The organism is Pseudoxanthomonas mexicana, from assembly GCF_010093385.1.
Lineage (GTDB): Bacteria > Pseudomonadota > Gammaproteobacteria > Xanthomonadales > Xanthomonadaceae > Pseudoxanthomonas_A > Pseudoxanthomonas_A mexicana.
In genome coordinates, this window is record NZ_PDWV01000034.1 from 25,312 (window position 1) to 44,757 (window position 19,446).

Annotated in this window: 19 protein-coding genes and 1 pseudogene; 14 read left to right on the plus strand and 6 right to left on the minus strand. The window is 67.4% G+C overall.

Translation table 11 applies throughout. The features are described 5' to 3' along the window. Window positions 1-16 precede the first annotated feature (16 nt). From CSC76_RS12650 to CSC76_RS12660, 3 genes are read right to left on the minus strand one after another with little or no spacing between them, the layout of a single operon-like run. Complete coding sequence (locus tag CSC76_RS12650; protein WP_162110367.1) at window positions 17-1,222, minus strand: acetyl-CoA C-acyltransferase; 1,206 nt, start codon at window positions 1,220-1,222, stop codon at window positions 17-19. 23 nt (window positions 1,223-1,245) lie between these two features. Beyond that, window positions 1,246-3,618, minus strand: coding sequence for a 3-hydroxyacyl-CoA dehydrogenase/enoyl-CoA hydratase family protein (locus tag CSC76_RS12655; RefSeq protein ID WP_162110368.1), 2,373 nt, complete (start codon window positions 3,616-3,618; stop codon window positions 1,246-1,248). Window positions 3,619-3,643: 25 nt separating this feature from the next. Next, window positions 3,644-4,273: a TetR/AcrR family transcriptional regulator gene (locus CSC76_RS12660; RefSeq protein ID WP_162110369.1), complete on the minus strand. Its 630-nt coding sequence runs from the start codon at window positions 4,271-4,273 to the stop codon at window positions 3,644-3,646. A 218-nt stretch (window positions 4,274-4,491) separates the two neighbouring features. Here CSC76_RS12660 and ndk point away from each other — a divergent pair, with 218 nt between their 5' ends. The 9 genes from ndk (at window position 4,492) to moeB (ending at window position 13,644) form a co-directional block, all read left to right on the plus strand. After that, a complete protein-coding gene (gene ndk / locus CSC76_RS12665) occupies window positions 4,492-4,917 on the plus strand; it encodes a nucleoside-diphosphate kinase (protein WP_162110370.1) in 426 nt (141 codons plus the stop codon). A gap of 11 nt (window positions 4,918-4,928) precedes the next feature. Beyond that, on the plus strand, window positions 4,929-6,152 hold the full coding sequence (rlmN, locus tag CSC76_RS12670) for a dual-specificity RNA methyltransferase RlmN (RefSeq protein WP_162110371.1): 1,224 nt from the start codon (window positions 4,929-4,931) through the stop codon (window positions 6,150-6,152). Continuing rightward, a complete protein-coding gene (pilW, locus tag CSC76_RS12675; protein ID WP_162110372.1) occupies window positions 6,142-6,957 on the plus strand; it encodes a type IV pilus biogenesis/stability protein PilW in 816 nt (271 codons plus the stop codon). Before rlmN ends, pilW begins: the two co-directional genes overlap by 11 nt. 20 nt (window positions 6,958-6,977) lie before the next feature. Further along, on the plus strand, window positions 6,978-7,772 hold the full coding sequence (locus CSC76_RS12680; RefSeq protein WP_238394966.1) for a helix-turn-helix domain-containing protein: 795 nt from the start codon (window positions 6,978-6,980) through the stop codon (window positions 7,770-7,772). A 59-nt stretch (window positions 7,773-7,831) separates the two neighbouring features. Beyond that, window positions 7,832-8,467 carry a YfgM family protein gene (locus CSC76_RS12685; RefSeq protein ID WP_162110374.1) on the plus strand — a complete coding sequence of 212 codons (636 nt, stop codon included), beginning with the start codon at window positions 7,832-7,834 and terminating at the stop codon, window positions 8,465-8,467. Continuing rightward, window positions 8,467-9,648 carry an outer membrane protein assembly factor BamB gene (gene bamB, locus CSC76_RS12690; RefSeq protein ID WP_162110375.1) on the plus strand — a complete coding sequence of 394 codons (1,182 nt, stop codon included), beginning with the start codon at window positions 8,467-8,469 and terminating at the stop codon, window positions 9,646-9,648. Before CSC76_RS12685 ends, bamB begins: the two co-directional genes overlap by 1 nt. A gap of 185 nt (window positions 9,649-9,833) precedes the next feature. Further along, window positions 9,834-11,231: a ribosome biogenesis GTPase Der gene (der, locus tag CSC76_RS12695; RefSeq protein ID WP_162110376.1), complete on the plus strand. Its 1,398-nt coding sequence runs from the start codon at window positions 9,834-9,836 to the stop codon at window positions 11,229-11,231. Beyond that, window positions 11,228-12,445, plus strand: coding sequence for a molybdopterin molybdotransferase MoeA (locus CSC76_RS12700; protein ID WP_162110377.1), 1,218 nt, complete (start codon window positions 11,228-11,230; stop codon window positions 12,443-12,445). The genes der and CSC76_RS12700 overlap by 4 nt, the downstream gene beginning before the upstream one ends. A 62-nt stretch (window positions 12,446-12,507) precedes the next feature. Continuing rightward, complete coding sequence (gene moeB, locus CSC76_RS12705; protein WP_162110378.1) at window positions 12,508-13,644, plus strand: molybdopterin-synthase adenylyltransferase MoeB; 1,137 nt, start codon at window positions 12,508-12,510, stop codon at window positions 13,642-13,644. Here the strand turns inward: moeB and CSC76_RS12710 are convergent, their stop codons facing one another. Then, the gene (locus CSC76_RS12710) at window positions 13,645-14,487 is read right to left on the minus strand and encodes a helix-turn-helix transcriptional regulator (protein WP_162110379.1); all 843 of its coding nucleotides are present in this window, start codon (window positions 14,485-14,487) and stop codon (window positions 13,645-13,647) included. It abuts the gene before it with no gap. A gap of 218 nt (window positions 14,488-14,705) precedes the next feature. Here CSC76_RS12710 and CSC76_RS12715 point away from each other — a divergent pair, with 218 nt between their 5' ends. From CSC76_RS12715 to CSC76_RS12730, 4 genes and pseudogenes are all read left to right on the plus strand, one after another. Further along, window positions 14,706-15,479 (plus strand): SDR family oxidoreductase, encoded by a 774-nt coding sequence (locus CSC76_RS12715; RefSeq protein ID WP_162110380.1) that lies wholly within the window; start codon window positions 14,706-14,708, stop codon window positions 15,477-15,479. An 86-nt stretch (window positions 15,480-15,565) separates the two neighbouring features. After that, the gene (locus tag CSC76_RS12720) at window positions 15,566-15,817 is read left to right on the plus strand and encodes a hypothetical protein (RefSeq protein WP_162110381.1); all 252 of its coding nucleotides are present in this window, start codon (window positions 15,566-15,568) and stop codon (window positions 15,815-15,817) included. Between the two features lie 28 nt (window positions 15,818-15,845). Beyond that, window positions 15,846-16,061: pseudogene (locus tag CSC76_RS19105) on the plus strand (low temperature requirement protein A); the annotation flags it as partial. Between the two features lie 149 nt (window positions 16,062-16,210). After that, window positions 16,211-18,052, plus strand: a complete 1,842-nt coding sequence (locus tag CSC76_RS12730) for a monovalent cation:proton antiporter-2 (CPA2) family protein (RefSeq protein WP_162110382.1) — start codon at window positions 16,211-16,213, stop codon at window positions 18,050-18,052. Window positions 18,053-18,061: 9 nt separating this feature from the next. Here the strand turns inward: CSC76_RS12730 and CSC76_RS12735 are convergent, their stop codons facing one another. Together CSC76_RS12735 and CSC76_RS12740 are read right to left on the minus strand one after the other, a co-directional pair. After that, a complete protein-coding gene (locus tag CSC76_RS12735) occupies window positions 18,062-18,853 on the minus strand; it encodes an alpha/beta hydrolase (RefSeq protein WP_238394967.1) in 792 nt (263 codons plus the stop codon). Next, window positions 18,846-19,142: a DUF1244 domain-containing protein gene (locus CSC76_RS12740; RefSeq protein ID WP_162110383.1), complete on the minus strand. Its 297-nt coding sequence runs from the start codon at window positions 19,140-19,142 to the stop codon at window positions 18,846-18,848. The genes CSC76_RS12735 and CSC76_RS12740 overlap by 8 nt, the downstream gene beginning before the upstream one ends. Before the next feature lie 70 nt (window positions 19,143-19,212). Between CSC76_RS12740 and CSC76_RS12745 the strand changes: the two genes are divergently transcribed. Beyond that, window positions 19,213-19,446: tetrahydrofolate dehydrogenase/cyclohydrolase catalytic domain-containing protein (locus CSC76_RS12745; protein WP_274382096.1), on the plus strand; the 234-nt coding region annotated here is incomplete at its 3' end.

Here is a 19,446-nt window from a genome sequence, read left to right on the forward strand (position 1 = left end):
GGGTGATCGCTGATGCTTACAGCGATTCGAAGATGCCGGCCGCGCCCATGCCGGTGCCGATGCACATGGTCACCATGCCGTACTTCTTCTGGTGTCGACGCATGCCGTGCACGATCGTCGCCGTGCGGATCGCGCCGGTCGCCCCCAGCGGGTGACCGAGCGCGATGGCGCCGCCCAGCGGGTTGATCTTCGACGGGTCCAGTTCGCTGTCGCGGATCACGGCCAGCGCCTGGGCGGCGAAGGCTTCGTTGAGTTCGATCCAGTCCAGCTGGTCCTTGGTCAGGCCGGCCTGCTTCAGGGCCTTCGGGATCGCGGCGATCGGGCCGATACCCATCACTTCCGGGCGCACGCCGGCGACCGAGAAGCTGACGAAGCGGGCCAGCGGGGTCAGGCCGTAATCCTTGATGGCCTGCTCCGAGGCCAGCAGCACCCCAGCGGCGCCGTCGCTCATCTGCGACGAGGTGCCGGCGGTGACCGTGCCACCGAACTGCGGATTGCGGAACACCGTGCGCAGCTTGGCCAAGCCTTCCAGCGAGGTGTCCGCACGCGGCCCCTCATCCTGCTCCACCAGCAGCTTCTTCAGGCGCACGGTGTTGCCGGCCAGGTCGGGCTGACGCGAGATGACTTCGTAGGGGCTGATCTCGTCGCGGAATTCACCCGCTGCCTGCGCTGCCAAGGCCTTCTGGTGCGAGGCGACGGCGAAGGCGTCCTGGTCCTCGCGCGAGACCTTCCATTCCTCGGCGACCTTCTCGGCGGTGATGCCCATGCCGTAGGCGATGGCCACGTGTTCGTTGTCGAACACGCTGGGCGCCATGGCGATCTTGTTGCCCATCATCGGCACCATCGACATCGATTCGGTGCCGCCGGCCAGCATCAGGTCGGCATGGCCCAGGCGGATCTGGTCCGCCGCCATCGCCACGGCCTGCAGGCCGGACGAGCAGAAGCGGTTGATGGTCTGCGCGGCGATCGTGTTCGGCAGGCCGGCCAACAGCAGGCCGATGCGCGCCACGTTCATGCCTTGCTCGGCTTCCGGCATCGCGCAGCCGATGATGGCGTCGTCGATGCGGTTGACGTCGATGCCGGGGGCCTGCGCCACGACCGACTTCAGCACGTGCGCCAGCATGTCGTCCGGGCGGGTGTTGCGGAACACGCCCTTGGGCGCCTTGCCGACCGGCGTGCGGGTGGCGGCGACGATGTAGGCTTCTTGGATCTGCTTGCTCATTTCGATGTGTCCTTGTCCGTCGCTTAGTTACGCAGCGGCTTGCCGGTCTTCAGCATGTGCGCGATGCGGGCCTGGGTCTTTTCCTGCTGCGCCAGTTCGACGAAGTGCTTGCGCTCCAGCTTCAGCAGCCACTCCTCGTCGACCACCGCGCCGCGGTCCACTTCGCCACCGCACAGCACGGTGGCGATGCGCACGGCGATCTCGTAGTCGTAGGGGCTGATGAAGCGGCCCTCCAGCATGTTCACCAGCATCATCTTGAAGGTGGCGATGCCCACGTCGCCGGCCACCTGGATCCGGCGCGCGGGCAGGGGTGGGCGGTAGCCGGTCTCGGCCAGTGCCAGGGCTTCCTGCTTGGCGATGTGCAGCAGTTCATAGGCATTGAAGGCGACCTTGTCGCCCGCGCGCATCAGGCCCAGTTCCTTGGCCTCGACCGCGGAGGCCGAGACCTTGGCCATCGCGACCGTTTCGAAGGTCTTCTTCAGTTCGGCGAACACGTCGCCGCCGGGACCGGCCGCCTGCGAGGCGCGTACCGCGATTTCCTTCAGGCCGCCGCCGGCCGGCAGCAGGCCCACGCCCGCTTCGACCAGACCGATGTCGCTTTCCAGGTGTGCGATGGTGCGCGCGCTGTGCATCTGGAACTCGCAGCCGCCGCCCAAAGCCAGGCCGCGCACGGCCGCCACAACGGGGACCAGCGCGTACTTGATGCGCTGGCTGGTGGCCTGGAAGTTGGCGACCATGGCTTCGAACTCGGCGATCCTCCCGGCCTGCAGCGCGCCCAGCGCGCCGGCCAGATCGGCACCCGCGGAGAATGGCTCCTTCGGTTGCCAGATCCCCAGGCCTTTGAACTTCCGCTCAGCGATGGCGAGGGCTTCCTGCAGGCCGTCCAGCACAGCGTCAGATACCGTGTGCATCTTGGTCTTGAAGCTGACCACGCCGATCCCGTCGCCGTCGGTCCACAGGCGGACGCCGTCGTTCTCGAACACGGTCTCGCCCTGCGGGAACGCCTCACCCAGCAGCGGATCCGGGAAGCGCTGGCGCTGGTACACCGGCAGACCCGAGCGCGGCAGCTTGGCGTTCTTCGCCGGGCTGTAGCTGCCCTCGGTGCCGTGCACGCCCTCGCGGCCATCGAACACCCAGTTGGGCAGCGGCGCGCTGCTCATGGCCTTGCCGGCCACGATGTCGTCGGCGATCCACTGCGCCACCTGCTTCCAGCCGGCCGCCTGCCAGGTCTCGAACGGACCCAGCGACCAGCCGTAGCCCCAGCGGATGGCCAGGTCGACGTCGCGCGCGGTCTCGGCGATGTCGGCCAGGTGGTAGGCGCTGTAGTGGAAGAGGTCGCGGAACACCGCCCACAGGAACTGGGCCTGCGGGTGCTGGCTCTCGCGCAGCTTCGCGAACTTCTCGGCCGGATTCCTGATCTTCAGGATCTCGACCACCTCCGGCGCCGCGGTGCGGTCGGACGCGCGGTAGTCCTGCTTCTCCAGGTCGAGGACCACGATGTCCTTGCCGACCTTGCGGAAGATGCCGGCACCGGTCTTCTGGCCCAGCGCGCCCTTGGCGATCAGGGCTTCCAGCCACTTCGGGGACGTGAAGTAGGCATGCCACGGATCGTCCGGCAGGGTGTCGGCCATCGTCTTGATGACATGGGCCATGGTGTCCAGACCGACGACGTCGGAGGTGCGGTAGGTGGCGGACTTCGGGCGGCCGATGAGCGGACCGGTGACCGCGTCCACTTCGTCGAAGCCCAGCTTGAACTCGCCGGTGTGGTGCGCCGTGGCCAGGATCGAGAACACGCCAATGCGATTGCCGATGAAGTTCGGGGTGTCCTTGGCGTACACCACGCCCTTGCCGAGGGTGGTGGTGAGGAAGGTCTCGAGGCCTTCCAGCACCGAGGTGTCGGTGGACTTCGCCGGGATCAGCTCGGCCAGGTGCATGTAGCGTGGCGGGTTGAAGAAGTGCACGCCGGAGAAGCGGTGCCGAAGTTCTTCAGGAAGAACTTCAGCCAACTTATTGATTCCCAATCCAGAAGTGTTACTGGCCAGCACCGCATGCGGAGCGACGTAGGGGGCGATCTTCCGGTACAGGTCCTGCTTCCAGTCCATCCTTTCCGCGATGGCCTCGATGATCAGGTCGCAGCCCCTCAGGTGCTCAAGCCCCGTCTCGTAGTTGGCCGGCGTGATCGCTTCGGCCAGCGACTTGCTGGCCAGCGGAGCAGGGCTGAGCTTGGCCAGATTGGCGATGGCCTTGTGCACGATGCCATCCGGATGCCCCTCTTTGGCGGGCAGATCGAACAGCACCGTATCGACACCGGCGTTGGTCAGGTGCGCCGCGATCTGCGCGCCCATCACACCGGCGCCCAGCACGGCCGCCTTGCGTACAAGCAATGGATTGGACATGGAATTTCCTTGAATGGCAGGGGTTTCAGACATGGTCGGCGCGCAGGCCGGCCTCGGCGAAGCGGATCAGTTCACGGGCGGCACGCTCACGGTGCGCAGCCTCCGTGACACCCGGGGGGCGCTTGATCAGGCCGAAGTCGGCCATGGCGTAGGTCAGGGCGCCGGAGAAGAAGTCCAGCCGCCAGTAGAGCTCCTCCTTGCTCAGGCCCGGCACGCAGCCGGCAATGGCCTTGCCGAACTCGCGCAACACGTGCCCGTAGTGGTCGGACAGGAACTTGCGCAGCCCGTCATTCTTCTCGGCGTAGGCGCGGGCGATGACCCGGACGAAGGCACCGCCACCATGGCGGTCCTGGGCCAGGGCGAGGGCGGGCTCGACGAAGGCGGCCAGGATCGGCTCCAGCTGCCCCGGGCGCTGAGCCAGCGCCTTCTCGAGCAGGGACAGGCGGGCAGCGGTCATGTCGTCCATACGGCGGCGGAACACCTCGTTGACCAGGTTTTCCTTGCTGCCGAAGTGGTAGTTGACGGCGGCGATGTTCACATCCGCCCGGCTGGTGACCTGGCGCAGCGACCTGCCGGCGAACCCGTGCTGGGCGAACAGCTCTTCGGCAGCCCCCAGGATGCGCTCCTTGGTGGAGAAATGCGTGGTGTTGCCCATGGCCCCTCCGGGACTGAATCAAACGCTTGTTTGATTGATTTTCCGTCGGCCGGCGGGCGCTGTCATGCTGCAGAGCAGCATTCAGCGAAATCCTGCTGCACTGCGGCGCCGGATGCTTTAGAATCTCGCTACGCTTTCTGGTCTAAGTCCGCGTTTCGACGCGGGTTTTTCATGTTAACCTCGGGTCTTCAGTGGCCCGCCCAACGGAGAAAATCCCCATGGCGCTGGAGCGCACCCTGTCGATCGTCAAGCCCGATGCCGTTGCCAAGAACGTCATCGGCGAAATCTATGCCCGTTTCGAAAAGAACGGCCTGAAGATCGTCGCCTCGAAGATGAAGCACCTGTCGCGTCGTGAAGCGGAAGGCTTCTACGCTGTTCACCGCGAACGTCCGTTCTTCAACGCGCTGGTCGAATTCATGATCTCCGGCCCGGTCGCGATCCAGGTGCTGGAAGGCGAGAACGCCGTGCTGAAGCATCGCGAGATCCTCGGCGCCACCAATCCGAAGGATGCCGCGCCGGGCACGATCCGCGCCGACTTCGCCGATTCCATCGACGCCAACGCTGCGCACGGTTCGGATTCGGTCGAGAACGCGAACACCGAGATCGCGTACTTCTTCGCCGCCACCGAAGTGTTCTCGCGCTGAATGATCGCGTGATGAGCAGCCACGAACTGCCGCCGATCGAATTGAAGCTGGCCACGGACGCTCCGTCCGTGGCCGTCGGCGCGCCCGTGTCTGCGAAGCAGAACCTGATGGACCTGGACCGCGAGGGTCTGGAACATTTCTTCATCGAGAAACTCGGCGAACAGAAGTTCCGCGCCCACCAGGTGATGAAGTGGATCCACCACCGCTACGTCACCGATTTCGACCAGATGACCGATCTGGGCAAGAACCTGCGCGCCAAACTGCAGGAACACGCCGAAGTCGTCGTGCCGCAGGTGGTGTTCGACAAGCCCTCCGCCGATGGCACCCACAAGTGGCTGCTCGGCATGGGCGTGGACGGCAAGAATGCCGTCGAAACCGTCTATATCCCCGACAAGAGCCGCGGGACGCTGGGCGTGTCGTCGCAGGTGGGCTGTGGCCTCAACTGCACGTTCTGCTCTACCGCCACGCAGGGCTTCAACCGCAACCTGACCACTGCCGAGATCATCGGCCAGGTCTGGGTGACGGCACGCCATTTGGGCAACGTGCCTGCGCAGAACCGTCGCCTCACCACCGTGGTGATGATGGGCATGGGCGAGCCGCTGTTGAATTTCGACAACGTCGTGCGCGCGATGAACATCATGCGCGACGATCTTGGCTACGGCCTGGCCAGCAAGCGCGTCACGCTCTCGACGTCCGGACTGGTGCCGATGATCGATCGCCTGTCCACCGAGACCGACGTGTCGCTGGCCGTCTCGCTGCATGCGCCCAACGATGCGCTGCGCGAACAGCTGGTGCCGCTCAACAGGAAGTATCCGATCGCCGAATTGATGGCCTCGTGCGTGCGCTACCTGCGCGCGAACAAGAAGCGCGATTCGGTGACGTTCGAATACACGCTGATGAAGGGCGTCAACGACCAGCCCGAACACGCGCGGCAGCTCGCCCAGCTGATGCGCAAGTTCAGCAATGCCGCGCAACTGAAGGACGCCGGCAAGGTCAACCTGATTCCGTTCAACCCGTTCCCCGGCACGCGCTACGAGCGGGCGCCGGAAGAGGACATCCGCGCCTTCCAGAAGCTGCTGCTCGACGCTCATGTGCTGACGATGGTCCGCCGCACCCGGGGCGACGACATCGATGCCGCCTGCGGTCAGCTGAAGGGGGAGGTGATGGCCCGCACCCGCCGTCAGGCCGAGTTCCGCCGGCAACTGCAGGAACAGGGCATCGACGATGCGGCATAAGGCGCTCTGCCTGCTGCTGGTTCCCCTCCTGCTGGCGACCGCCTGCAGCCGTTTGACCTTCGTCCGCCCCAAGATGGAGCGCAAGGACGGCGAGCAGATCGCACAGGACTATTCCGTCAAGGACAGTCCCGAAGTGAAGCGGCGCCAGTCCGTGCAGATGATGGTGTCCCGTTCGGTACAGCGCCTGCAGGCCGGCGATCTGGAGACGGCGGAGAAGGAGGCGCGCGCGGCCCTGAAGCTGGCGCCGGATTCGGCGGATGCGGAAACCCTGCTGGCCGTCGTCGCCGACCGTCGTGGGCAGTCCGAGCAGGCCGGGCAGCACTATCGGCGGGCGGGGGAGCTGGCGCCCGCCCAGGGCGCGATGCAGAACAACTACGGTACCTGGCTGTGTGCCAACGGCTTCCAGGCCGAATCCCTGGTCTGGTTCGACCGGGCGATGCAGGCGCCTGGCTATGGCACGCCGGAGGTGGCGCAGGCCAATGCCGGCAACTGTGCCTTGGGTACCGGACAGCTGGAGCGTGCCGAACGCGATCTGCGGCAGGCGCTGTCGCGCGATCCGTCCAGCGCGACTGCATTGGGCGCCATGGCCGAGCTGGAGTTCCGCCGTCAGCAGTACCTGCCGGCGCGCGCTTTCATCGAACGGAGGCTGGCGGCGGGACCAGCCTCCGTCGCAGTGTTGAAACTCGCATCACAGATCGAGGAAAGACTCGGCGACAAGGCCGCTGCCAGTCGATATGTTCAGCGCATTCGGGCGGAGTTCCCTGACGCGAGGGACGTCACAACCGGGGGAAATGCAGGGCCATGATGGATTCGGTAGGTGGGGGCATGTCGCCGCCGCAGGGGTGCGGTGAGGCGCTGCGGTCGGCGCGTGAGCAGTCCGGCCTGTCGTTGCAGGACGTCAGCCAGCGGCTGAAGATGCCGGTCAGGGTGCTGCAGGCGCTCGAGGCCGGGCAGTGGGACCAGTCCGGCGGCGCGGTATTCGTTCGCGGGCAGCTGCGCAGTTATGGGCGGCTCCTCAAGCTGGACGTGGAGCCGTTCCTGGCGCAATCGGAAGCGGTCGTGGCTCCCCCTGCGGTGCTGGTCAGCCACAGCCATACGCCGCGGTTGCAGTACGTCTTCGAAAGCTTCAAGCGTCGCGCGGTCTATGTCGTCCTGACGCTGGTGATCGCCACGCCGGTATGGATGGCGCTGCGATCTTCTGCGGACCCGGCCCCCGAGCCCGCGATGGCATCGCTCGACGTCGTGCCCGCCGCGTCGATGGCCACACGGCAGGGTTCGAATTCGTCGCGCCCCTCCGGTCGTGCGCCTGCGGCGCCCTACGTGGCATCGATGGCACCCGTCCCGCGGGCGACGACGCCTTGGCTGTCGCTGTCGTTCAAGGGCGACAGCTGGGTCGAGGTCGACGCACCCGACGGTCGCAAGGTCGAGCACGCGCGGCTGCGCGCAGGCGATGAGAGCCGTTATGCGGCCGGTGAAGTCGGTCGCATCAAGTTGGGCGATGCGACGGCGGTCGAGGTTCAGCAAGCGGGTAGTACGGTGGACTTGGCGCCGTATCAGCGAGCGAACGTTGCGCGCTTTACGGTATCCTCTGAGGGTTCCCTAGCGCCGGTCGGTGACTGACCCGCGCGCGGGTCTGTCCACCTAGACCAAGACCCTGCCGAGACGGGGCAAGAGAGCGCATGGCGATTGACGATCTGCTCGACGAGCACGAACAAAGCGAACGTGTCCGCAGCTGGCTGAGGAACAACGGTGCCGGCCTGCTGGGCGGCGTGGCCCTGGGTCTGGCGGTGATCCTCGGCTGGCAGTGGTGGCAGAAGAACCAGGCCGGCAAGAAGGAACAGGCCTACCAGGAGTACCAGACGGCCGTAGAGGGGCTGGCCAAGGGCGACCTGAAGCAGGCGAAGGCGGCGGTGGATGCGCTGTCAAAGAATGATGCGCTGTATGCCGATACCGCAGGCCTCCAGCTGGCCAAGGCGCAGGTCCAGGCGGGCGAGCGTGACGCCGCCATCGCCACCTTGCGCGCCCTGACGCCCGACGACGCGTTGCGTCCGCTGATCAACCTGCGCCTGGCGCGCCTGCTGATCGATGCCGGCAAGCACGACGAAGCCCTGAAACTGCTCGACGCGGCCGACGATGCGTCCAGCCTTGAAGTGCGCGGCGATGCGCTGCTTGCCACCGGCAAGGCGAAGGAGGCCCAAGAGGCCTACACGCGTGCGCTCACCACGCTGGATGCGGTGTCCCCGCAGCGCCGGCTGGTCGAGCTTAAGCTGATCCACGCCGGCGGCACGCCGCCCAAGACCGGGGGTGCGGCATGATGCGTGCCCATCCTGTGGCGTCCCGCGTCCTGGTGGCCGCATTGCTGGTAGGGGCACTGGGCGGCTGCAGCACGATCAAGGGGTGGTTCGGCGGCAAGAAGGCGGACGAGAAGCCGACCGAGCCTGCCGAACTGATCGACATCACGCCGACGGTGTCGGTGGCGAAGCTCTGGAGCGCCAACGCAGGCAAGGGCGAGGGTCGCCTGGGCCTGCAACAGACGCCCGTCGTCGATGGCGGGCGCGTGTACGCGGCGGCGGTCGAGGGCGGGGTGCGCGCCTTCGATCTGCAGACGGGCAAGCAGGTCTGGCAGTACAAGTCCGATCTCCGCTTCTCCGGTGGCCCCGGTGCCGGGCAGGGACTGGTGGTGGTGGGTACGCTCGATGGCCAGGTGGTCGCCCTGGATGCGGCCACCGGCACGGAGAAATGGCAGGCCAAGGTGCCCAACGAGGTCGTTGCGGCGCCGACGGTAGGCCCCGAGAACGTCTTCGTGCGCAGCAACGATGGGCGCGTTACCGCGTTCAGCAACGCCACCGGCGAGCGCCGCTGGTTCTGGACCAACGAACTGCCCAGCCTGACCGTGCGCGGCAATGCGCCCGTGCTGGTCGGTCCCGGCGTCCTGGTCGTGGGCAGCGACGACGGTACCCTGACCGCGCTGTCCGCCAATGACGGACGCGAGATGTGGACCCAGGCCGTCGGCACGCCCGAAGGCCGCAGCGAACTGGAGCGCATGGCCGACGTCGATGGCGCGCCGGTACTGGAAGGCACCACGGTGTACGCCACCAGCTTCAAGAAGGAGACCGTGGCCATCGAGGGTCCCTCCGGGCGCCCCCTGTGGACGCGCGACAACGGCGGCGCCGGCGGGCTGGCGGTGACCAGCGGCGCGGTGCTGGGGTCCGACCCCGCGGGTACCGTGTGGGCGCTGGACAAATACAGCGGTGGCGCGCTGTGGTCGAACACGACGCTGGCACGCCGCTCGCTGACCGCACCCACGGTCCATGGGGACTACGCCGTGGTGGGCGACTACGACGGCTACCTGCACTGGATGAAGACGGATAACGGCGAGGTGGTGGCGCGCGCGCGCGTCGGCGGCAAGGCCGTGCGCGGCAAGCCGGTCGTGGCCGACGGCATCCTGCTGGTGCAGGACGTGGAGGGCGGGCTGACCGCATTCGGCTTCAAGTGAGCCTGCGGTGGGAGCGGCCCTGCCGCTCCCATGCCGTTACCCCGAAAGGGCCGCCATGCGGCCCTTTTTCGCGGACGGGGGCGTATTCCGATACCATGGCGGCCCGTTTACCGACCGGAGCGGCCCTGCCACGTGCGCAGCGGCGCGCATCCGGCGACCTTTCCATCCTTCGGTTGCTCCCCTGCATGTTGCCCCTCGTCGCCCTGGTGGGCCGTCCCAACGTCGGCAAGTCCACCCTGGTCAATGCGCTGACCCGCAGTCGTGATGCCCTGGTGCACGACCAGCCCGGTGTCACCCGCGACCGCAACTACGGCGTCTGCCGCCTGGATGCCGATGCCCCCTTCCTGGTGGTCGACACGGGCGGCATTGCCGGCGAGGAAGAGGGCCTGGCAGGCGCCACCGCGCGCCAGGCACGCGCCGCCGCGGAAGAAGCGGACCTTGTGCTGTTCATCGTGGACGGACGCGAAGGGCCTTCCGCGCTGGACGATGAAATCCTCGCCTGGTTGCGCAAGACCGCGCGTCCGACCCTGCTGGTGATCAACAAGATCGACGGCATCAACGAATCCACGGCGCTGGCGGACTTCGCCCGCTACGGATTCTCGGACGTCACGACCATCTCGGCCTCGCATCGCCAGGGCATCGACGACCTGTTGTCCGAGGTACACGCGCGCCTGCCGGAAGAAGGCGTCAGCGAGGCGCTGGACGACGATCCCGCCCGCATGCGCGTGGCTTTCGTCGGCCGTCCCAACGTGGGCAAATCCACGCTGGTGAATCGCCTGCTCGGCGAAGAACGCATGATCGCCTCCGAAGTGCCGGGCACCACGCGCGATTCCATCGCGGTCGACATGGAGCGCGACGGTCGCCAATATCGGCTGATCGACACCGCCGGCTTGCGCCGCAAGGGCAAGGTGGAGGAGGCGGTCGAGAAGTTCAGCGTGGTCAAGACACTGCAGGCGATAGAGCAGTGCCAAGTCGCCGTGCTGCTGCTGGATGCCACCGAAGGCGTTACCGACCAGGATGCGACCGTGCTCGGCGCCGTGCTGGACGCCGGCCGTGCGCTGGTGGTGGCGATCAACAAGTGGGACGGGCTGACCGCCTACCAGCGCGAGCAGGCCGAAGCGCTGCTGGCGCGCAAACTCGGATTCGTCGAGTGGGCCGAGGCCGTGCGGATTTCGGCCCTGCATGGCTCGGGCCTGCGCGAACTGTTCAAGGCGATCCATCGCGCGCATGCCTCGGCGACGAAGGAGTTCGGCACCAGCGAGGTCAACAAGGCGCTGGAGATCGCGTACGAGACCAACCCGCCGCCGAGCATCCGCGGCCACGTCTCCAAGCTGCGCTACGTACACCCGGGCGGGGCCAATCCGCCGACCTTCATCGTGCATGGCACCCGCCTGAAGGTGCTGCCGGAGTCGTACAAGCGCTATCTGGAGAACTTCTTCCGCAAGCGCTTCAAGCTGGTCGGCACGCCGGTTCGGTTCATCTTCCGCGAAGGTGCCAACCCCTACGAAGGCAAGAAGAACGTGCTGACCGAGAAGCAGATCGCCAAGAAGCGCCGCCTGATCCGGCACGTCACGCGCAAGTGAGCGCGTACCCCACCCGCATCGCCGTCGATGAAGCCATCGCGCTGATCTGGGACGCGGCGCGGTCGCGCCGCCTGGGTAGCGAGTCTCTCGCGTTCAATCGTGCCAGCGGCCGCGTGCTGGCCGATGCGGTTCGCGCGCCGATCGACCTGCCGTCGTTCGACAACAGCCGGATGGACGGCGTGGCGTTCGCGCATGCCAGCCTCGCTTCCGAGGGCCCGACACGCCTGCGGCTGGTGGGACAACAGTACGCGGGTGTGGCCCAGGGGCTGCGCGTCGGTCCCGGCGAATGCGTCCGCATCACGACAGGCGCGCCCTTGCCCGAGGGCACCGACACGGTCGCCATCCGTGAAGACATCATCGAAACAGACGGTGGCATCGAGGTCCCGGCAGGCGTACGGCCTGGCGCGGATGTGCGGCGTATCGGCGAGGACGTGACCGCAGGTACCGAGGTGATGCGCAAGGGCCAGGTGCTGACCCCCGCGCGGATCGGACTGGCCGCAGCCCTGGGCCTGGCGACGCTGCCGGTGGCACGGCGCCCCACGGTGGCCGTGTTCACCACCGGCGACGAACTGGTGGAACCCGGCCTGCCGCTGCGGCCCGGGCAGGTCTACAACAGCAACCGCGACCTGCTGATGGGCCTGCTGCGCGCCGAGGGCCTGGAGCCGACCGCATGGCCCACGCTGCCCGACGACCCCGAGCGCATGCAGGTCATGCTGGCCGACGCCGCTTCGGCGTTCGATGTGGTCATCACCAGCGGGGGCGTGTCGGCGGGGCAGAAGGACCATCTTCCCGGTTTGCTGGGCGCCCACGGCCGCATCGCGTTCTGGAAGGTGCGCATGAAACCGGGCATGCCGGTCCTGTTCGGTGAGTGGGACCGTGCGCTGTTCCTCTGCCTGCCCGGCAACCCGGTATCGACCCTGGCCACGCTGCTCACGCTCGGTCGCGCGCTGTTGGACGGCCTGCAGGGGCGTGACGACCCGCGACCTGCCTGGCAGGCGCATCTGGGCGCCGCCTGGCGCAAGGGACACGCCCGGCTGGAATTCCTGCGCGGCGAGCTGATGCCCGATGGCCGTGGCGGCCTGCGTGTGCTGCCGAATGCCGCCGACGCGTCCCACCAGCTGCGGGCGGCCGCCGACAGCAATGCCCTGATCGTGCTGCCGGAAGGCGTGCATGACTATGCCGAAGGCGATGTGGTCGACGTCATCCCGTACTGACGGCGACACCGCGTTCCAGTCAGAGCGCCGCCGTCGTGCGTCCCTTGCGTGATAATCCCGGCATGACGATCCGAGCCATTTCCCCAGACGACGTCGCTTCATGGCTTGCCGAAGGTGCGGTGTTCATCGACGTGCGTGAGGATCACGAACGTGCCAGAGGACAGGCGGTCGGCGCGCGCGGCGTCGCGAAGGCGCAGTTGCTGGCGGAACCGGACCGCCACCTTCCGGGCCGCGACGCGCCCGTCGTGCTGATCTGCCAGATGGGCGGACGCTCGATGGACGCTGCGCGTGCGCTCGAAGCTGCAGGCTACACGCGTCTGGCGTCCGTGGAAGGCGGTACACAGCGCTGGCAGGACGAGGGGCGGCCGATGGTTCGTCCGATCATGTCCGCTGAAACGATCGATTTCAACGAGCGTTACTCGCGACACCTGCTGCTGCAGGAAGTGGGCGCGGAAGGGCAGCGGCGACTCGAAGGCTCGCGGGTGCTGATGATCGGTGCGGGCGGCCTGGGATCGCCGGCGGCGTTCTACCTGGCGGCGGCCGGAGTGGGCCATCTGCGGATCGCCGATGACGACGTGGTGGACCGCAGCAATCTGCAGCGGCAGATCCTGCATACCGAAGCGCGCATCGGCGAACCGAAGGTGGCATCGGCGCAGGCCACGCTCGGTGCGCTCAATCCGCGGACGCAGGTCGAAGCGATGCAGGCGCGCGTCACCTCCGACAACATCGAGCGTCTGCTGGACGGCGTGGACGTGGTGCTGGATGGCGCGGACAACTTCCCGGTGCGCTACCTGCTCAACGATGCCTGCGTGAAGCTGGGCATCCCCTTGGTGTATGGCGCAGTGCAGCGGTTCGAAGGGCAGGTGAGCGTCTTCGATGCGGGCCGCCATCGTGGCGAACTGCCCTGCTACCGCTGCCTGTTCCCGGAGCCGCCGCCACCGGAGTTCGCACCGAACTGCGCGGAGGCCGGCGTGCTGGGTGTGCTGCCGGGCGTGATCGGCCTGCTGCAGGCCACCGAGGTCGTGAAGCTGTTGCTTGGGATCGGCGATTCGTTGGCCGGGCGGCTGCTGCAGTTCGATGCGCTGTCCATGCGCTTCCGCGAGACACGCCTGCGCCATGATCCGGGCTGCGCGGTATGCGCGGTTGGCCGGCCGTTCCCCGGCTACATCGATTACGCCGCATTCTGCCGGGCAGGCTAGTCAGTCCAGCGGGCGCATTCTCAGGCCCTCGCGGAACTGGCGGGGCGTGATGCCGGTGTCGCGCTTGAACGCCGCGCTCAGGTGGCTGTGGCTGGCGAAGCCGCAGGCGAGGGCGATGCCGGTGATGTCCTCGTTGCGGGTGAGCAGGTCCCAGCGCGCACGCCGCAGGCGCTGCGCCAGGATGTACTGCGTCGGCGTGGTGCCGAAGGTGCGCCGGAACGCGATCAGCAGCTGGTGCACGCTCATGCCGGCCAGCGTCGCCAGGTCCGCCAGCGCGATGCGCTGGGCCAGGGCGCTTTCGATATGGTCGCTCAGTCGCCGCGCGACGGCGGGTGCGAGCGCGGTCGGCACCGACGCGGGAAGGGCAGGGAGCCGATAAGCCGCGTACAGGTGCTGGAGCAGGAGCAGCTGCAGGCGCTCGGCCATCATGGCCGACAGGTCGTCGTCCTGCTGGCTGAGCCGACCCAGGCGCGGGACGCTGTAGGGGAGGAATTCATCGCGGTGGCCCAGGCGCGGCATCAGCGCTTCGATGGGCGCGCGCCGGTCCACGCCGATGTCCACGTTCGCCACGGGCGAGATGCGCAATTCGGCGTAGGTGATGACCTGTCCCGACGCCTGGCTGGCGTAGCGCTTTCCCGCCGGGACCAGCCAGATGTCGCCCGGTGAAGGTGGCATGTGGGTCGCGCCGACGCCGTCGATCTCGGTGTCCAGTTCGCGCATCGAGCCGCCCAGGTGGACGATGACGGTGTGGCGCGGCTCATCGATGGCCCAGAGCGTGCGTTGGCGTATGTCTTCCTTGCAGAGCAGCAGCTCCACGCCTGGCCAGTGCGCCTGCGCCAGCACGCGGTATTGCGGGATCTGACCGGGTTCCGGGTCGGCAACTGTCGCTGGTGCAGCGTGCGCTCCACTAATGTGATTTGAGACCGGAGAATTTGATAGCGGACGGGACATCGTGAAAGCCGCAGGAATCCGTTCACCTCATCTTAGACGTGCCTCGTCGCGCTTGCCCACTCTGTCGTTGGGTATCGCCGCGAGATCCCGTCCCAAGCCAGGAGCATTTCATGACTGATCATTCCATTCGGGGCAAAGTCGCCTTGATCGCCGGTGGCGCCAAGAATCTCGGCGGCTTGATCGCCCGCGACCTCGCGCAACAGGGTGCTGCCGCCGTCGCGATCCATTACAACAGCGACGCGAGCCGGGCCGATGCGGAGAAGACCGTTGCCGCGATCCGCGATGCCGGCGCGCGCGCCGTCGCGCTGCAGGGCAACCTGACCACGGCAGGCGGCGTCGAACGCCTGTTCGCCGATACCGTCGCCGCCGTGGGGCGGCCGGACATCGCCATCAACACGGTCGGCAAGGTGCTGAAGAAACCGATCACGGACATCAGCGAAGCCGAGTACGACGAGATGGCTGCGGTGAACGCCAAGGCCGCCTTCTTCTTCCTCAAGGAGGCCGGTCGCCACGTCAACGACAACGGCAAGGTCGTCACGCTGGTGACGTCGCTGCTGGGGGCGTTCACGCCGTTCTATGCCTCGTACGCAGGTACCAAGGCGCCGGTGGAGCATTTCACCCGGGCCGCAGCCAAGGAATTCGGTGCGCGCGGGATCTCGGTGACGGCCGTAGGTCCCGGCCCGATGGATACGCCGTTCTTCTACCCGGCTGAAGGGGAAGACGCCGTGGCGTACCACAAGACCGCAGCCGCGCTGTCGCCCTTCAGCAAGACCGGCCTGACGGATATCCAGGACGTGGTGCCCTTCATCCGCCACCTGGTGAGCGACGGCTGGTGGATCACGGGGCAGACGATCCTCATCAACGGCGGCTACACCACCAAGTGAAGGGGGAGGGCGCGCTTGCCCTCTCCACATCCCGGCCATCGCTGCGTTACCGTGGGCGAACTCGCCCACTCCATGGAGCAAGCACCATGCGGACCCTGTTGTTCATCGTTGTCGGGCTGGTGATCGTGGGGATCGCTCTATGGTCGGCGGGCATTGCCAAGCGTCGCCTCGCGGCGGCGCTGTTTACCGTGGGCTGGCTGGCGGCCGTGATCTGGAACCTGCGCACCGGCATGTCCCATGGCTATTCGCTGCAGGAGGAGTTGCCGATCCAGCTGCTGATCTTCGCGGTGCCGGTGGCGGCCGGCTGGCTGCTGGCGTGGAAGGCGCCGGCGCGCTGATGCTTCCTGTCCTTCGGGAGTGCCGTCCTTGACCGCTCGTATCCATCCCTTGCTGCGCACGCCAGGCCAGCCGGCGAAAGTCGCCAGCGTCGAGCTGTTCTTCGATCTGGTCTATGTGTTCGCCGTCACCCAGCTGTCCCACCACCTGCTGGAGCACCTGACACCTCTGGGCGTCCTGCAGACGGCGATACTCTGGTTCGCCCTCTGGCTCGGCTGGCGATACACGGCCTGGGTCAGCTACTGGCTCACCTTGAGACGCCGGTACAGTGGCCACGACGTTCCGGGTGCGGATGACGGTGTGGGCGGCGTTGCCTGTTCGTCGCCGACACCATGCAACGATGATGGAGCACGGCTGAGACATTCGCGTCGGGCGACATCCAGTAGACTCGCGGCATGAGTGCAGAATCGGGTGCCAGCCAACTGGTGAGTGTCGTCGCCCTGCTGGGTGCGGCGGTGGTGACGGTGCCGATCTTCCGGCGCCTGGGAGTGGGCTCGGGGCTGGGTTACCTGGCGGCCGGCCTCGCGATCGGGCCGGTCGGACTGAAATGGTTCAACGACCCGCAATCCATCCTGCACGTCGCCGAACTGGGCGTGGTGATGTTCCTGTTTGTCATCGGCCTGGAAATGCGGCCCAGCCATCTGTGGAGCCTGCGCAGGCAGATCTTCGGCCTGGGCACACTGCAGATCGCGTTGTGCACGGTGCTGCTGACCTGCGTGGGGCTGGCGTTCGGCTATCCCTTGGCCGTGTCTTTCATCGGCGGCATGGGATTCGTGCTGACATCGACGGCGGTGGTGATGCAGCTGCTCGCCGAACGGGGCGACGTCGCCTTGCCGCACGGGCAGAAGGTGGTCTCGATCCTGCTGTTCGAAGACCTGCTGATCGTGCCGCTGCTGGTGTTGGTGGCCTTCATGTCGCCGCAAGTGGTGCAGCCGGAGGAGGGCTCGCGCTGGCTGGCAATCGGCATCGGCGTGGCCTCGCTGGCCGGCCTGATCGCCGCGGGCATCTGGCTGCTCAACCCCTTGTTCCGCGTGCTGGCGGCGGCCAAGGCGCGCGAAGTGATGACGGCAGCGGCGTTGCTCGTCGTGCTGGGGGCGGCGCTGCTGATGCAACTGGGCGGGTTGTCGATGGCGATGGGCGCCTTCCTGGCGGGCGTGCTGTTGTCGGAATCGACCTTCCGCCACCAGATCGAAGCCGACATCGAACCGTTCCGCGGCATCCTGCTGGGCCTGTTTTTCCTGGGCGTAGGCATGGCGCTGGACCTGGGCGTGGTGGCGAGCAACTGGCCGCTGATCGTCGGCGCGGTACTGGCGATGATGGTGGTCAAGGCCGCGTGCATCTACGTCGTCGCGCGGGTGACCCGCAGTCCCCATGCCGAAGCGCTGGATCGTGCGGTGCTGATGGCGCAGGGTGGCGAGTTCGCCTTCGTGCTGTTCGCCGCTGCGGCCGCGGCCGGGATCATCGATGCGACCGTCAACGCCAACCTCACCGCCATCGTGGTGCTGTCGATGGCGCTGACGCCGCTGTTCGTGCTGCTGCTGCGCCGCTACACCCACCCGGACGCGCCGTCGATGGAAGGCATCGAGGAGGCCAATGGCCTCAGCGGCAGCGTGCTGATCATCGGCTTCGGCCGTTTCGGCCAGGTGATGAGCCAGTCGCTGCTCGCCCGCGACGTGGACGTGACCATCATCGACACCGACATCGAGATGATCCGCAACGCCGAGGAATTCGGCTTCAAGATCTACTACGGCGACGGCACCCGGCTGGACGTGCTGCGGGCCTGCGGTGCGCAGACCGCCCAGTCCATCGCGATCTGCGTCGACGACAAGGACGCGGCCAGCCGTATCGTCGAACTGGTCAGGCACGAGTTTCCGCAGGCCCAGGTGCTGGTGCGCTCGTTCGACCGCGAGCATTCGCTCGCGCTGATCGGCGCAGGGGTCGATTACCAGATCCGTGAGACGTTCGAGTCCGCGGTGGAGTTCGGCAAGGCGGCGCTGATGAGCGTGGGCGCGTCGCGAGAGGATGCGGAAACCATCGCCCTGGAAATCCGCAGGCGCGACGCCGAACGGCTGGAACTGGAGATCGCCGGCGGCGACCTGCGTTCCGGTATCCCGGCGCTGTACGGCAACGCGAAACACACCAAGCCGACCCCGACGCCCTTCACCAAGCCCAAGCGCGAAGCGAAGGCACTCAACGAAGAAGCCGCCGAGATCATCGGCGAGGAAGAAGAGGAATAGCCGGCGCGCTCAGTCGCCGCCCATCGCCAGGAAATCGCCGATGGCCGACCAGTAGGCCGGGTCGAGCGACAGGTCGTCGTGGCCAGCCGCGGGGAACTCCACCACCTGTGCCGGCCGCCCCAGCGCCTTGAGCAGCCGGTCGGTGTGCGCGGGTGGCACCACCTGGTCCTGGCCCGCGCGCAGGACCAACAGTCGCCCCTGGTGGCGCGGGAGGCGCAAGGCCGAGTCGTACCGGTCGCGAAGCAGCAGGCCGACCGGGAACATCGGGTAGTACGCCTGTGCGACCGCTGCCAGGCTGTCGAACGGGGTCACCAGCACCAGGGTGGGCACCCGGCGTTCGGCGGCGACAAAGGTCGCCACGCCACTGCCCAGACTGCGACCGGCTACCGCGACATGGCCGCCGGCATGCCGTTTCGCGATGTCGTCATGCAGGGCCAGCGCATCGGCCAGCAGGTGGGTTTCCGTCGGTTCGCCATCGCTGGCCCCATAACCCCGGTATGCGACCAGATACACCGTGTGCGAGGGCAGGGCGCGCGTGAACGCTTCCCGGTTTCCCTCGACCGATTCGGCATTGCCGCCGAAGTAGAGCAGGGCGTCCCGGCGGCCGGGATTGACGACCCAGCCGCGCAGGACCACGTCCTGCCGCGCCAGGGCGAAGTCCGTCTGCGCGGCGTTCACGCGGGTGAACTGGGGGTAGTAGATCAGCCGTCGCTGCTGCAGGTACAGCAGCGCGCACAGGGCGACATAGACAACGAGGACGGCGCCGGCACCCCATGCCAGCATCCGGCACGGCCTAGCCATGCCGCTCCTGCGCGGCCTTGAACGCGGCCAGCTGTTCCGGCGTGGCCTCGTGCTGGTGGCGTGCTTTCCAGTCGGCGAAGGGCATACCGTAGATGCGTTCGCGCGCCTGGTCCTTGTCCATCGCCACGCCGGCCTCGTGGGCGGCCTCGCGGTACCAGTCGGCCAGGCAGTTGCGGCAGAAACCGGCCAGGATCATCAGGTCGATGTTCTGCACATCGGTGCGCTCCTCGTTGAGGTGCTTGAGCAGGCGGCGGAAGGCGGCGGCTTCCAGGGCGTCGGTGTCGGTCATGGGGCTGGCGGGTCGCGTTGGGATGGGGGAATCGGGGACAATAGGGGCCGACTCTACACCGCGCTTCCCCATGACTGCCCGAATCCTGGACGGCCGCCGCATTGCCGAGAACCTGCTGGACGAACTGAAGGTCCGGGTGGACGCGCGGGTGGCGTCCGGCATGGCCCGGCCCGGGCTGGCGGTGGTGCTGGTGGGCGGGGGCCCTGCCTCGGGCGTCTACGTCCGCCACAAGCGCAGGGCCGCGGGAAAGGGCGGGCTTGTGGCCTTCGTCCCCGGGCTGCCCGCGGGGGAGCCCGCGGGGGGG